Below are 12,985 nucleotides of genomic sequence, written 5' to 3' on the forward strand. Positions count from 1 at the left end.
TGTATCTGCCCATATGAACAAGCTCTTCACCCTGCTGGTTGCGGCCAGCCTGCTTACCGCCTGCAACAGCAAGCCCACCAACGAAGCCGAAACGCCCGCGGCCCCCACCGCCGCCACCGCCGATTCGGCCAAAATCCAGCAGCCCACCGACGAGGTGGCCCGCCCCGAAACCGAAGGCGGCACCGGCGACCAGACCAACACCGGCACCACCACCTACGTGTGTCCCATGAACTGCGAGGGCAGCACCAGCACCAAGCCCGGCAAGTGCCCGGTGTGCGAAATGGACCTGGAAAAGAAGGGCTAGGCCAGCATCCTGCACCGGTCGGGGCGGGGCAAACGGGGCCGGTGGCTTGCTGCCGCTCACCTGAGCCCGCCCGACCATGCCCCAGGCCAACCAAACCCTTCTGCAGGCCCGCCCGCGTGGCCACCTGATAGAAGCCCGGCCCGAACGCACAGCGGCCCGGTACCTGCGCAGGTACCGGGCCGCTGTGCGTTCGGGCCGGTTTGCTGAGTTACCCGGGGCGAGCAGGGGCGCGGCGCGGTTAGTTGAACGACACCTGGTACTGGGCCACCACGGCGCCCCGGTCGCTGGTGCGGTTGTACTTGCCGCTGCCGTCGGGGGTGAAGATGGGGCGGTTCTGGTAGGCCACGGTGAGCTTGGAGGTGTGCCCCAGCAGCAGCCAGTTTACGCCCACGTCGTAGTAGTTCATCGGGTCATTGAGGCGCTGGTAGCGGGCGTGCTCCAGGCTCACGTAGGGCATGAAGGTGGTCGAGCCCAGCAGGTTGTCGGGCAGCTTGTAGCCCAGCTGCCCGTACAGCACGTTGCCGGTGCCGTAGGCGGGCCAGCCGTTGCCGCCGTTGTTGATGGTGCTGGTGCCGGGCGCCACGCCGTTGGTGGGGCTCAGCGGGGCCGTGTTGCGGATGTAGTTCGGGCCGTAGTCGAGGTGGTAGAAGGCGGCGTAGGCGTTCAGGGCCTGCCCCTTATCGGCCGCCCCGATGGGCGCGTCGTAGTACGCATCGACGGCCCACTGCTTCATGGCCACCTGCACCGTGTCGGGGCCAGTGGCGGCGCCGCCGAGCGGGCCCGGGCGGTACCACATGGCCCGGGGCTGCACGATAAAGCCGGCGCCGAGGTTCAGCACCCGCTTTTTGCCCAGGTAGGTGCCCGCGGCGTAGGGCGTCAGGTTGCTTTCCGAGTCCAGAAACTGCCACTGCAGGTAGCCCTGGTACTGGGCCCGGGGCGCCAGGCTGGAAAATGCGGCTACGCCTACGGCCGGGGCGTTGGGAGGCACGATGAGCGGCTTGCTGATGGCTACGCGGTAGTCCAGCTTGCCGAGCTTGCCCTTGGCGTACACGCTCAGCTTGCGGCCGAACTGGTCGCTCACGTCGTTGGTGGTTTCGGCCACCAGCGGCAGGTCGAGGCCCATGATGGAGCCGGTGGCCGAAGCCGTGAAGCGCGACAGGCCGTTCCAGGCGCCCAGGCCGGTGCCCAGCGAGAGTTTGCTTTTCGCCACGGCGTACTCGCCCACCGCGTCGTGCAGGAAGAAGAACTGCTTCCGCTCGGAGAGGTAGCCGAAGTTGTTGATACCAATCTGCGAGTAGATGAACACGCGGTCGGTGAGCTGCCCGTAGAACTGGATGCGGAAGCGGCGAATGGCCGCGTCGAGGGTGCGCGGCTCGTTGCGGCCGTTGATGCGCGAGCCGGGATTGTTCTGGTTGTAGCGCAGCCAGGCCTGGTTGAGCAGCGTGAGCTTCACGTAGCGGCTCGCGTCCTCGTTGAGCGGCAGCTTGCCCTCCTTCAGCGGTACGATGGCGGGCGTGGCGGGGGCCTGCGGGGTGGGCGAGGCCTGGGCGGTCTGGGTATCGGACGAGGGCGGGGGAGTGGTCTGGGCGCGGGCACCGACCGGGCCGGCCAGGGCAAGCGAGGCCAGGGCGGCAGCGCGCCACCAATTTTGCAACATCAACACGGGATTGGGGGAGAAAACAGCGGCCGGCCGGGAAACCCGGCGCCGAAAGTATCCGCAAGGTACCCACGCCCACCCGAACGCGCGGCGCGGCCCCGCCCGAACGGCCGCAAAAAGTTGTAAGCCGCGCCCACGAATCCTGTACCGGCCGCGAGGCGCCGCGCCGCTAGCTTTGCCAATACCCCGGAGGCCCACCGTTTGGGCCGGTTTCAAGCTGATCCGTTGTTTTTATGAAAACCCTGCGTTTTACCACCACCATCAACTGCCAGAACTGCGTGCGCGCCGTCACGCCCGTGCTCAACGAGCTGGCCGGCCCCGGCCACTGGCAGGTCGACACGGCCACGCCCGCCAAAGTCCTGACCGTGCAATCCGACACGCTCACGCCCGGGCAGGTGGTGGCCGCCGTCGCGGAAGAAGGCTTCGAGATTCAGGAAGCGTAAGCCGGTTTAAGCAAGGAAGGTGGCTTACAAGAACGTCATCCGGCGTACGGCGCCGCCGAACCGGAGGCCGACGAAGTCAAGGACCTGCCTCGCACCACGCCCCAACTGACAGGCGCAGCCACCAAGGCCCATTCGTCCGGGCCGCGGTGGCTGCGCTTCGTAGTTGCTGAAGTTAGTGAAAAAGCGCCTGCACTTCATGGGCAGCGGCGGCGCCGTACGCCAGCCGAAGGATAACGGGCAACTTATCCCCCGTCACCTAATTACCGGTCACCTCTTTCCGGTGGGCCGCTTCCTGCGGGCGGTGCTTTTTGTCCCACCAGATGTAGCCGCCAAACAGCAGCAGCCCGCCGCCCGACACCCACAGCAGCCCGGTTTTCAGCCGGTCGCTGTCCTGCCCGAGGTAGGCCAGCAGCCCGATCAGGGGAATAATGGCCACGGCCGTCACGCTGATAAATTTCAGGTAGCCCATGCGGGCCACCCCCGCCACGAAGCTGATGGCGTCGTTTGAGACGATGGGCGTGAGCCGGGCCAGGGCCACCGCGCCCGCGCCGTAGCGCGTCACGAAGTCGGCCACCTTGTGCTCGGCCTTCTCGCCCAGCAGCCGGATGATGAAAGCCTCGCCCAGGCTGCGCCCGATCCAGTAGCCGAGGCTGCTGGCCGTGAGCACGCCCACCCAGGCCAGCAAAGAGCCCCACCACGGCCCGTAGGCCAGCACGGCCACCAGGATGAGCAGGGCGTTGTTGATGACAAACAAAAACATCTGCGCCACCATGGCCAGCACCAGCACCACCGGCCCCCAGAAGCCGAACTGGCGCACCCAGGCGGCCACCTGCGCCTGCTCGCCGCTGCGCAGCGCCGCCCAGCCGGCCTGCAGCTGCTGCTGAAAGGCGGGCCAGAAAAAGTAAGCGGCCAGCAGCGCCCCCAGAATGCCCAGGGTAATGTAGAGCGGCAGGTGCGTGGACTTGGGGCGGGTACTCATGCGGGGAGGCGTAGGTTCTGCCCGGCAGTACGGCAACGCCCCGGGGCGGTTTGCCGTTTGGGCCCCTGAGGGCGCCGCTGCCGCCGCCCGCTCCGCCTATGTTGCTCCGCCTTTTGCTGGTATGGCTGCTCGCCGCACCGCTGCCCGCCACCGCCTATTCCGTGCTCACGCACCAGGCCAACGTCGATACCTGCTGGCGCCGCTGCCTGCGCCCGCTGCTGGAGCAGCGCTACCCCGGCGCCACCCCCGAGCAGTGGAAGGAGGCCAAAAGCTACGCCTACGGCGGGGCCATCGTGCAGGACATGGGCTACTACCCGCTCGGCTCCAAGCTTTTCACTGACCTCACCCACTACGTGCGCTCCGGCGACTTCGTGCGCAACCTGCTGCTCGAAGCCACGGACCGCAACGAGTACGCCTTTGCCCTCGGGGCCATGGCCCACTACGCGGCCGACATCAAGGGCCACTCCGAGGGCACCAACCGCGCCATGCCCTCGGTGTACCCCGAACTGGGCGCCAAGTTCGGGCCCGTCGTGACGTACTTCGAGGCGCCCATTCAGCACACCCAGCTGGAGTTTGCCTTCGACGTGGTGCAGCTGGCCGCCGGCCGCTACCGCTCCGATACCTACCACGACTTCATCGGCTTTCGGGTAAGCAAGCAGGTGCTGGAGCGCGCTTTTCTGAAAACCTACGGCCTGGAGCTCAAGCAGATTGTGCTCGACCTGGACGTGAGCGTGGCCACCTTCCGCTTCGCCGTCAGCCAGCTGATTCCCACCGCCGCCCGCGCCGCCTGGCACGCCGAGCGCGACAACATCCGCAAGCTCGACCCGCAGGCCCGCCGCCGCGACTACCTCTACCAGCACAACGAGCGGAAATTCCGCCAGGAGTACGGCACCGGCTACGACAAGCCCGGCTTCGGGGCCCGCGTCATGGCCAAGTTTATCAAGGTGCTGCCCAAAATCGGGCCGCTGCGGCCCTTCGCCTTCAAGCTGCCCACGCCCGAGGCCCAGCAGTTGTTCAAGCAAAGCTTCGCCGACGTGATAACCGACTACTGCCGCCTGCTGACGGAAACGCGCCAGGCCCAGGCCGCGCACCCGGCTGCCCTGCCCAACTTCGACTTCGACACCGGCAAGCCCACCAAAGTGGGCGAGTACGGCCTGGCCGACGAAACCTACGGCGAGTGGGTGCGCAAGCTGGAAAAAGACAAGTTCTCGAACGTGACGGCCCCGGTGCAGGCCAACATCCTGGCCTTCTTCGACGGGGCCACCAAGCCCCCGCAGGCCGAGGAGGAAAAGGAGAAGAAAACCCTGAAGGAAACCCAGGCCGCGCTGCAGCTGCTGCGGGCGCTGGCGCCGCCGAAGCCGTAGTCGCCCAGGCAGAGGACGGCTGCACATCCGTTGCCTGGGCGAAAACGAGTTGGTCGTGCTGGGTAAGCCGCACGCGGGCGTGGTCACCCGGGAGCTTCAGCCCTGGCTGAGCAGCCACTGCAGCCGGGGCCCGGTTGATGAAGGTATTGAGGCATTAGGGCGGGGGCCTGGGCAAGGCCCCCGCCCCCGCACGACCGAAGGTGTCTGTGGCAGGCTACCTATAGTGTAGCCGTAGACTACGACTGCCGTGGGTAGTGGTGAGTTGCAGCACATACAAACCGGGCTTGAGGCCAGCAGCAGCGCCGTCGAATACGATGGAGCCTGCGCTGGCTGGCGTCAAGGTGCTAACAAGCTGCCCGGTGGTGTTGTACACGCGCAGGCTGCGCACCTGTTCGTTTGCGCCAAGGGCCAGATCGAGGGTGGCCGTGCCGTTAAAGGGGTTGGGATAGGCTGCGAAGCGCGTGGCTACCTGCCCAGCGCCTGGCTTAGCCGGCGCACCGCCTGCCCCGGGCCGCAGTGATACATTATTATAAGGACTAGACTTGTAGGCGATGAGGCTCTGGGCTTCATCCAAAAAAGCGTACAGGGCGTCGTTGGTCCCAAATAAGCCGCCGGGCGTGGTGGCGGTCAGGCGGCCGGCTATAGCAGGCAAGTACTGGCTGCCGATTTCATTCTGGTTCACAATGGCGTAGCCGTCACCGTTGAACTGGTTGTAGTTCTGCACCGCGCCGGTGTTGTAGTCGAGTCGCAACTGCAGCACATCCTTGTCGCCATAGCGGGTGGCGGGGGCGGGCCCGCCATTCGTCCAGGCTACCAGGATGGCGTCGCCCGCGTAGGTCACCACCGGGCTTACAGCAGCGGCCAGGGCATATAATGGGGTTATGCCGTCGCCTGTTTCGTTGAGCACCGTTACCCTAGGCATATCAGCGAAGGTATCGTGTACCGGCAAGCTGCTGCGGGAGTTGTTGAGCCCAATAACTTTGCTGTCACTGCTGTTAGAATCGGTCAGCACCACCTCGTAACCGTAAGACCCGAAGCCGCCATAGTTGTGCGTAGCCGATATGCGCGGCGTGTTCAGGCGCCCGAAACCGGTGTATATGTCGATGTCCCGGGTTAAGAGGGTAGCACCGGAACGCAGGTCAGCAACAGGTGGCTGAACCATGCGGATGGTTTGCGCAGCGGTAGCCGTATTGGTGGCTACGAACACGAACGAGGCCACGTCCAAGTCGTTCGATTCGTTGTTGGTGTTGCGGTTAAACGCTACGTCCGGCTGCGAGAAAACGAAGCCTGGCTGGTTGCCGACTACCTGATACACGCCGCCGAGGTTGGTGGTACTGGTGCTGGCCGTCAGGGCGAAAGTGCGGGCGTAGATGAGGCCGTTCTGCTCCCACACAATGACGGCCTCGCCGTTGTTGTTGACGTCCACGTTGGGGTTGGCGCACTGGCCTAGGCCGGTAGTATTTACCTGCGTGGAGCCTTTAATGGTGGTCAGGCTGGTGCCAGTGGCGTTCAGCTGACGCACTTCGTAAAAGATGTTGCCGTTGACGGTGTAGGTCACCAACATTTTGCCGGTGCCTACGCCAGTAGTGGAGGGACCAGGGTCTACTACCACATCCGGGTCCTGGGCGCCCGTGGCCAGCAATGGCAATGAACCAGTGGTGCCGTCCAGGTCCCAACCAAGGTAGCTGCCGTTGCTACTATCCCACACAATAGCTTTTAACAGCGCCCCACCAGTACCATAATAAGCTACCTCGCAGCCCGTGTTGAGCACCCCGGATACTCCTTGCGGAGAAGAAATTGGGTAGTCCTGAGTGGTGGCGGGGTAATACGCCACCTGTGCCAAAGCAACGCCTGCGCTTAGGAAGATGATGACGGCTAGCGCGGCAGTGTAACGCGCAAGAGTTAAAACGTTTAGCATAAGAATTAAGGAAAAGGAAGAAACACCTGCGTCACCGTGACGCAGGGATGAAATAAATCCAGGATAGTAAGACGCACCGGTGCGCTAACCGGTGCGGGGCAAGTGTAAATGACTTCAGTTGCTCCGCTACTGGAAAAAAGCAGCTTGGCGGTAGCGGCAGGGTTGCGTGCGAATGACACGCAGGAGCAAACGCTAATGGGCGCCCGATCAGGACCGCGCTATCAGCAGGCTAAATGTAAGCCGGATAAGCCATGTTTGGGAGGGCTCGATTGGATGGCATTTTTGCGGGTACCTTGTAAAATCCCTATCCGGTGGCCGGTTGCTGCGTTGCTGCAGATTTGTGGCCTGCTTGGCGAGATGCTGCCCGCTGGCTTATCCGTACGTAGCAACAGCCGACGCAGGGCTGCAGCTGAGCCGCATCAGCCCTGCCGGAGCAGCCACTGCACGGCCGGGCCCTCGTCGATAAAGGTGTCGAGGCGGTAGAGCTGCGCGGGGGCCTGGGCTACGGCGGTGGCGTCGCGTAGGCCCGCGTCGCGGCGCAGCTCGTGGGCCCGCATGGGTGAGAGCAGGTAGGCCACGTACAGCGTAGCCGGCGCCAGGGCGGCGGCGGACTCGGGCAGCAGGTGCTCGGCCACCCAGCGGGAGGGCACCGCGTCCAGCTCGGTGCGGCGGCGCACATCTACCAGCCAGCGGGTGGCCTGCCGGGCCAGGCCCATAGCCAGCGCCGCCCGAAAGCCCTGCTGCAACTCGGCAAAGGTGACGGCCCGCAGCCAGCGCACGGCCAGCGTCTGCAGGTCGGGGCGGTAGGAGAGGTCGAGGAAGTCGAAAGAAGGCAAATCAGAGGAACTACTCATGGGGCAAACTTACCGGGCCAGCCGGCCTGGGGTAATGGCGGTGAGGAGAGCAGGAAGCAGCCGTCAGCCTCGCAGCCACTCCATGGCCGCACCCTCGTCGCCGAACAGCTGCAAATGATAGGGGCGGGTGACCTGCTGCCCGTAAGCCAGGGTGCGGCGCTGAAACTCGTCGCGCTCGTACACGGCCATGCGCGCGGGCGAAGCCAGGGCGGCAATGCGCAGCGGCGGCCGACCGAGCTGCGCGGCGGCGCGCGGAAAAAAGTCGTGGATGGTCCACTCGGCCAGCTCCGGGGCCAGCTCCTCGCGGCGGCGCACGTCGAGCAGCCAGCTGTGGGCCTGGTGCGCGGCCGCTTCCTGCAGCACGGCCTCAAAATCAGCCTGCAGCTGGGCAAAGGGGGCATCGGCGGGCCAGCGGGCCACGAGTACCTGCAGATCGGGGCGGTACTGAACGGAGCAGGAGGGCGGGAGCATACGCAGCAAGTTAGTACCCCGGCGCGAAAGGCGGGCCCGCCTTTCGAGCCCCGTTTGGGGCAGCGCGGCCAGCGGGCGTAGCTTTGCGCCATTTGTCCCGGGCCGTATTGCGCGGGCCCGTCCCGGTGGAGTGCTCCGTCGGTCTGCCCGCCCGCCTTGTTACTTCTGCTATGATTCAACGCTTTACCCTCCATATCGGCGCCCTGCTGGCCGCCCTGCTGCTTACTGCGCCGCCCCTCGCAGCCCAAACGAGCGCGCCCGCCTGGCAGTGGGCCGCGCCCCTCGCCGACGGCCCCGATACCTACCTCTCCGACGTGGCCCTGGACGCGGCCGGCAACACCTACGCCGTGGGCGACTTTCAGGGCACCATCTCCCTGGGTCCGGGCACCACGCTCAGCAGCCACGGGGCCACCGACGTGCTGCTGGTGAAGTACAGCCCCGGCGGCGCGCTGCTCTGGGCCCAGGCCCTGGGCGGCCCCAGCTCCGAAATCGGCTCGACCATCAAAGTCGATGCCCTGGGCAATGCCTACATCACCGGGCGCATTTCCGGGCCCGTCGTGCTGGGCACCGCCAGCCTGACGCCGCTGCCGGGCACCGACGCCTTCCGGGCCAAGGTGGATGCGCAGGGCACCGTGCTCTGGGCCCGCGGCGGGGGCGGCAGCCTGGCCCTCGATGCCGCGGGCCGGCTCTACGAAGCGGCTGGCTTCACGGGCACCATCACGCTGGGCGGCACCACGCTGGCCCTGCCCCCCGACCGCCGCGGCAACCCCGGCCGCGGCCTGTACCTGGCCTGCTACGACGCGCAGGGCCAGGCGCAGTGGGCCCGCATTGCCGCCGTGCTCGACTCGGCCAGCAGCCTGTTGCCCGGTGCCGTGTGCGTGTCGGCGGCGGGCGTGTACGTCGCGGGCACGTTTACGGGTCGGCTGACCACTGACACCCAGCGCCTGACGGCCCAGCGCCAGGACGTGTACGCCGTGCGCTACGACCTGCAGGGCAACTGGCTGAGCGCCCTGCGCGCCGGCGACGCGGGCCACGAGGAGCTCTACACCGCCGCCACCGACGCCGCCGGGCACCTGTACCTCGGCGGCACGTTCCGGGCCAATACCACCTTCGGCAGCATCGGCATTACCGGCGTGCCCGATACCACCACCAGCTTCGTGGCCCAGTACAACGCCCAGGGCCAGGCCCAGTGGGCCGAAACCCTGCCCGTGCCGGCCACGCTGATGCGCCTGGCCACCGACGCCAGCGGCCGGCTCTACGGGGCGGCGTACTTCTACGGCACCATCAACTGGGGCGGGCGGCAGGTGACCAGCCTGGGCGAAGACGACGCGCTGGTGTGCTGCTACTCGCCGCAGGGCGCGCTGCAGTGGCTGCAGCGCGGCGGCGGGATTTACCACGACTACGCCAGCGCCCTGGCCGTGGACGCCGCCGGCAGCGTGCGCGTGGTGGGCTACTTCGGCGACGAGTACACGTTCGGGCCCGGCACCTTCAGCGGCGTGCCCGACGGCAACCCCGACGCCTTCGTGGCCCGCCTCGACGTGCACACTGCCCTGGCCGCCGCGGCCCCCCGGCCCGTGGCCCCGCTGACGCTGGCGCCCAACCCCGCCCACGCCGTCGTGCAGCTCGGCGGCGTGCCCGCCGGCAGCCGGGTGCTGCTCCTCGACGCGCTGGGCCGCGTGGCCCGCGAAGCCACCGGGGGAGGCGGGGCGCTGCTGTCGGTGCGCGGGCTGCCGCCCGGGCTCTACGCCGTGCGCGCCACCGACGCGCAGGGCCGCCGCTACGCCGGGCGGCTGCTGGTGCAGTAGGGGCGGGGCAAACGCCCCGATTTCAGGGCAAACCGCCGGCGCGCTGCTGGCCGGCGGCGGGGCACGGGCATTTATTTTGCGGCGGCCGGGCAGAAACCGGCCGCCGCGGCGGCAACTACGTACAGGTAATGGTCAAGAACACGGACCGGCGGTAGTGCGCCGGAGCTGCGGACTGAAGTGGGGAGCAACGCCGCCCGGCGGCATAGTACGGAAGAGGTATGGGCAGTCATTGGTCATATAAATACGCCTGCAGCCATCTGCAGCAGATGCTAGCCCGGGAAGCCTGGCCGGCGGAAGACGCCGAGCTGCTGCTGGAGCGGGCCCAGCTGGTTTTTCGCAGCCTGGGCACCTACCATCCCACTTACCTGCGCCAATACCTGACGGCCTCCCGCTCCCTGCACTTCAACGCCTTCCTGCGCACCCCATTGCTGGCCGAAGTGGAGGTCTACAGCACTCCGCCGGCCGCCGGCCCCGCCACCGTGTACCTGCGCCTGCTCGAAGGCGGGCAGTACGTGCTGCAGCAGGCGATGGTGCCCGGCGAAATAGCCGGCCGCCTGGCCCAGTACTACGCCGCCGTCCTGCCGCACTAGGCCGCTTCCTCCCGGCGAAAGTCGCCGCGGGCTTTTTCCCACGCTCAGCCCGATTCCCATGTCGCCCTTTCTCCCCGATACCAACCTGTCCCTGGCGGCGGCCCTGCTGGTTAGCCCCGTGCTTGATTACGCCCGCTGCCTCGACGCCAGCGGCCGACCCGCCGACCACCAGGGCGACTGGCCCGAAGAGGGCCAGGTGTACCCCGTGCGCGTGGTGCAAAACGCCCACCGCGGCATCACGCTGGTGTACCTACTGGGGCTGACGGCCCCCGCGCCGCACTATAATTCCTTTGCCCCGCACCGCTTCCGCATGGTGTGCTCGACCTGGCTCAACTGAGCCGCTGGGTCGGTACCAGCAGCACCGAGGCGGACCGTTCTGGCGGCGCCGGCGGCGTTCCACATGCATCCATCCGCCGGGCAAGCGGCCGGCTTCGCATGACACGCGCCAATTTTCAGGCGGCCGGTTTCAACTACCAGCCGCCGCCGGTGACCTGCTGAGCTGGTGCATAACCGACGGGCGCGCGTACCAGTACCGCGGCTGCCTGGCCGGCGAACCGCAGCTGTACACGCTCTGGCAGGTCGGCGAGGCCAGCTGCCTGCTCTCGACGGCGCCCATCATCCCCGACCCGGCTGCCGTGCTGCAGCGCCTGTCCCTGCGCGGCCCGGCTCCGCTGGCGGGGGCGTTTTCGCTTTTTCAATCCGGTTGCGCTCCTCTGAGCCCGCTTTTCTCTCTTCGTCTATGAGCACTGCCCAGCAACTGACTGCCCGTTCCACCAAGTTGGAAGAGCATTTCCGCGACTACCAGGTCATCGTGGCCAACAGCCCGGGGCTGCAGCGCGGGCTGAGCTTCGAGGCGTATCTGGTGTATGCCACCGCCGAAATTCGCGACAAGCTGATGCGCGAGCAACTGGAAAACGTGATTCACCTGCTCAACCGGCTGGATAAATAGCTCTCCGGGTACTGCCCACACCCGCCGCCGCCGCCCGCGCCGGATGCCCAAAGGGGCGTCGGGCGCGGGCGGCGGCGGCGGGTGTGGCAACCCTACTGTGCCCCGGTGGCCGGGCCCTGCTGCACCAGAGTGCCGCTGAGCTGGCGCAGCACCACTTCGGCCTGCTTGGCCAGGAAACGGGCGTCGAGCAGGCGGTTTTCGGCGTTGAGCAGGTTGCGCTGGGCCTCGCGCAACGACAGCTGGTTCAGCAGCCCCAGGCGGTAGCGCTCCAGCGTAATGGCCACGTTCTGGCGGGCCAGCTGAATGTTGCTTTCCTCCAGATCGAGCAGCTGCAGGCGGTTCTGGTATTGCAGGTAGGCCTGCTCGGCCTGGGTGTTCAGGTCGAGCTGGGTCTGGTCGAGCTGGAGCTTGCTGCGCTCGATGTTCACGCGGGCGTTCTGCTCCAGGCGGCGGCGGTTGAAGCCGTCGAAAATGGGCACCGAGGCCACCACGCCGTAGTTGGGTCCGTACACGCGGTTGACGTTGGTGGCCAGCGAGGAGCCCTGGGGCGTGTTGATGAAGGCGGCGTTGTTGATGTTGCGGTTCAGGTTGTAGCCGCCCACCACGTCCACCTGCGGCAGGCGCGTGGCCGTCACCTGCTTGCGCTCCAGCGTGGCCACGTCGACGCCCAGGCGGGCCTGCTGCAGCACCGGGTTGCGCTCCACGATGCCGGCCACCACCTGTTCCTTGTTCAGGCCGCGGTTCACCACGATGGAGTCGGCCGGGCTCAGGTCGGTGCCGGGGGCGCGGCCCAGCAGGTTGTTGAGGTTGGTTTTGGCCGTGGCCAGCGCCTCCTGCTGCTGAATGAGCAGGGCGCGGTCGGCGTTGTAGTCGACCTGGGCCGTGAGCAGCTCCACCTTGGCCGTCACGCCCACCTCCACCTGCGCCTGCGTCAGGTCGATGCGGGCCTGGCCCACTTTCAGCGCCTCCTCAAACGCCCGGATCTTGCCCCGCTCGCGCACCACCGTGTAGTACGAGTCGGTGATGTCGGCCACGGCCTGCTCCACGGTGGCGCGCGTGACCTGCTGCTGCTGCTGGTCGAGGGTGCGCAGCCGGTCGTAGGCAATGAACATGCCCAGCCCGTCGAAGATGGTCCAGTTCAGGCCCACCCCAAAGGCCAGCCCGTTGGCCCGGCCGCCGTTCACCAGGCGCGGCTCGGTGTTGTTGAGCTGCTGGCGGGAGTAGTTGATGTTGAAGGTGCGCGAGAGGTTGCCGCTGACGGTGGGCAGCTGCCCGGCGTTGCCGCGCGTCACGTTGTTGCGCACGATTTCCTCGTCGCGCCGCGCAATGCGGATGCCGTAGTTGTTTTCCAGCCCGGTGCGGATGGCTTCTTCCAGCGACAACGGCGTGCCGGGCGCCACCGTCTGGGGCTGGGCCAGCTGGTTGCCGGGGTTGGGCGTCTTGGGCGTCTTGGGCGTGCCGGTGCCGGGCTGCTGGGCCGCCGCCGCCAGGGGCAGCAGCAGCGCCACGACGGGCAGAAGGGAACGGGAAGCGGCTATGGGCGAGGGGAAACGCATTGTGGGGGAAGCCTGCAGAAGCGAAGCTAAAAGTTAGGGCTAAAGCTAGTTCCCGGCTTCAGCTGAGGCGGGGCTAGGGGTGGTTGGCCTGGTCG

The 12,985-nt window shown here is 67.0% G+C and carries 13 protein-coding genes; 7 read left to right on the top strand and 6 right to left on the bottom strand.

The annotated features are described in order from the left end of the window. The first annotated feature begins 13 nt into the window (after positions 1–13). Positions 14–304 (top strand): heavy metal-binding domain-containing protein, encoded by a 291-nt coding sequence (locus DLM85_RS14385; RefSeq protein WP_111478805.1) that lies wholly within the window; start codon positions 14–16, stop codon positions 302–304. Positions 305–542: 238 nt separating this feature from the next. Here DLM85_RS14385 and DLM85_RS14390 read toward each other — a convergent pair whose 3' ends face one another. Then, positions 543–1,961 (bottom strand): hypothetical protein, encoded by a 1,419-nt coding sequence (locus DLM85_RS14390; RefSeq protein ID WP_165822142.1) that lies wholly within the window; start codon positions 1,959–1,961, stop codon positions 543–545. 233 nt (positions 1,962–2,194) lie between these two features. Here DLM85_RS14390 and DLM85_RS14400 point away from each other — a divergent pair, with 233 nt between their 5' ends. After that, complete coding sequence (locus DLM85_RS14400; RefSeq protein ID WP_111478807.1) at positions 2,195–2,404, top strand: heavy-metal-associated domain-containing protein; 210 nt, start codon at positions 2,195–2,197, stop codon at positions 2,402–2,404. Between the two features lie 256 nt (positions 2,405–2,660). Here DLM85_RS14400 and DLM85_RS14405 read toward each other — a convergent pair whose 3' ends face one another. Then, positions 2,661–3,383 (bottom strand): TVP38/TMEM64 family protein, encoded by a 723-nt coding sequence (locus DLM85_RS14405; RefSeq protein WP_111478808.1) that lies wholly within the window; start codon positions 3,381–3,383, stop codon positions 2,661–2,663. Positions 3,384–3,481: 98 nt separating this feature from the next. On the opposite strand from DLM85_RS14405, the gene DLM85_RS14410 reads away from it, so the two are divergent. After that, complete coding sequence (locus tag DLM85_RS14410) at positions 3,482–4,747, top strand: zinc dependent phospholipase C family protein (RefSeq protein ID WP_111478809.1); 1,266 nt, start codon at positions 3,482–3,484, stop codon at positions 4,745–4,747. Between the two features lie 214 nt (positions 4,748–4,961). Here the strand turns inward: DLM85_RS14410 and DLM85_RS14415 are convergent, their stop codons facing one another. The 3 genes from DLM85_RS14415 to DLM85_RS14425 form a co-directional block, all read right to left on the bottom strand. Further along, on the bottom strand, positions 4,962–6,665 hold the full coding sequence (locus tag DLM85_RS14415) for a T9SS type A sorting domain-containing protein (protein WP_111478810.1): 1,704 nt from the start codon (positions 6,663–6,665) through the stop codon (positions 4,962–4,964). Positions 6,666–7,084: 419 nt separating this feature from the next. Further along, the gene (locus DLM85_RS14420; protein ID WP_133257065.1) at positions 7,085–7,519 is read right to left on the bottom strand and encodes a hypothetical protein; all 435 of its coding nucleotides are present in this window, start codon (positions 7,517–7,519) and stop codon (positions 7,085–7,087) included. A 63-nt stretch (positions 7,520–7,582) separates the two neighbouring features. Beyond that, positions 7,583–7,990 (bottom strand): hypothetical protein, encoded by a 408-nt coding sequence (locus DLM85_RS14425; protein WP_111478812.1) that lies wholly within the window; start codon positions 7,988–7,990, stop codon positions 7,583–7,585. 170 nt (positions 7,991–8,160) lie between these two features. Here DLM85_RS14425 and DLM85_RS14430 point away from each other — a divergent pair, with 170 nt between their 5' ends. From DLM85_RS14430 to DLM85_RS14445, 4 genes are all read left to right on the top strand, one after another. Continuing rightward, a complete protein-coding gene (locus DLM85_RS14430) occupies positions 8,161–9,795 on the top strand; it encodes a hypothetical protein (protein ID WP_111478813.1) in 1,635 nt (544 codons plus the stop codon). Between the two features lie 266 nt (positions 9,796–10,061). Continuing rightward, on the top strand, positions 10,062–10,385 hold the full coding sequence (locus tag DLM85_RS14435; RefSeq protein WP_111478814.1) for a hypothetical protein: 324 nt from the start codon (positions 10,062–10,064) through the stop codon (positions 10,383–10,385). A gap of 58 nt (positions 10,386–10,443) precedes the next feature. Beyond that, a complete protein-coding gene (locus DLM85_RS14440) occupies positions 10,444–10,722 on the top strand; it encodes a hypothetical protein (RefSeq protein WP_111478815.1) in 279 nt (92 codons plus the stop codon). Between the two features lie 402 nt (positions 10,723–11,124). After that, positions 11,125–11,334 (top strand): hypothetical protein, encoded by a 210-nt coding sequence (locus DLM85_RS14445; RefSeq protein ID WP_111478816.1) that lies wholly within the window; start codon positions 11,125–11,127, stop codon positions 11,332–11,334. 92 nt (positions 11,335–11,426) lie between these two features. Here the strand turns inward: DLM85_RS14445 and DLM85_RS14450 are convergent, their stop codons facing one another. Further along, positions 11,427–12,890, bottom strand: a complete 1,464-nt coding sequence (locus DLM85_RS14450) for a TolC family protein (RefSeq protein ID WP_133257066.1) — start codon at positions 12,888–12,890, stop codon at positions 11,427–11,429. Between the last annotated feature and the right edge of the window lie 95 nt (positions 12,891–12,985).

Source organism: Hymenobacter edaphi, assembly GCF_003258365.1.
GTDB classification, from domain to species: Bacteria; Bacteroidota; Bacteroidia; order Cytophagales; family Hymenobacteraceae; genus Solirubrum; species Solirubrum edaphi.

Coding starts and splice junctions, on each gene's coding strand:
- DLM85_RS14385 (WP_111478805.1), top strand. CDS start 14: ATGAACAAGCTCTTCACCCTGCTGGTTGCGGCCAGCCTGCTTACCGCC.
- DLM85_RS14390 (WP_165822142.1), bottom strand. CDS start 1,961: ATGTTGCAAAATTGGTGGCGCGCTGCCGCCCTGGCCTCGCTTGCCCTG.
- DLM85_RS14400 (WP_111478807.1), top strand. CDS start 2,195: ATGAAAACCCTGCGTTTTACCACCACCATCAACTGCCAGAACTGCGTG.
- DLM85_RS14405 (WP_111478808.1), bottom strand. CDS start 3,383: ATGAGTACCCGCCCCAAGTCCACGCACCTGCCGCTCTACATTACCCTG.
- DLM85_RS14410 (WP_111478809.1), top strand. CDS start 3,482: ATGTTGCTCCGCCTTTTGCTGGTATGGCTGCTCGCCGCACCGCTGCCC.
- DLM85_RS14415 (WP_111478810.1), bottom strand. CDS start 6,665: ATGCTAAACGTTTTAACTCTTGCGCGTTACACTGCCGCGCTAGCCGTC.
- DLM85_RS14420 (WP_133257065.1), bottom strand. CDS start 7,519: ATGAGTAGTTCCTCTGATTTGCCTTCTTTCGACTTCCTCGACCTCTCC.
- DLM85_RS14425 (WP_111478812.1), bottom strand. CDS start 7,990: ATGCTCCCGCCCTCCTGCTCCGTTCAGTACCGCCCCGATCTGCAGGTA.
- DLM85_RS14430 (WP_111478813.1), top strand. CDS start 8,161: ATGATTCAACGCTTTACCCTCCATATCGGCGCCCTGCTGGCCGCCCTG.
- DLM85_RS14435 (WP_111478814.1), top strand. CDS start 10,062: ATGCTAGCCCGGGAAGCCTGGCCGGCGGAAGACGCCGAGCTGCTGCTG.
- DLM85_RS14440 (WP_111478815.1), top strand. CDS start 10,444: ATGTCGCCCTTTCTCCCCGATACCAACCTGTCCCTGGCGGCGGCCCTG.
- DLM85_RS14445 (WP_111478816.1), top strand. CDS start 11,125: ATGAGCACTGCCCAGCAACTGACTGCCCGTTCCACCAAGTTGGAAGAG.
- DLM85_RS14450 (WP_133257066.1), bottom strand. CDS start 12,890: ATGCGTTTCCCCTCGCCCATAGCCGCTTCCCGTTCCCTTCTGCCCGTC.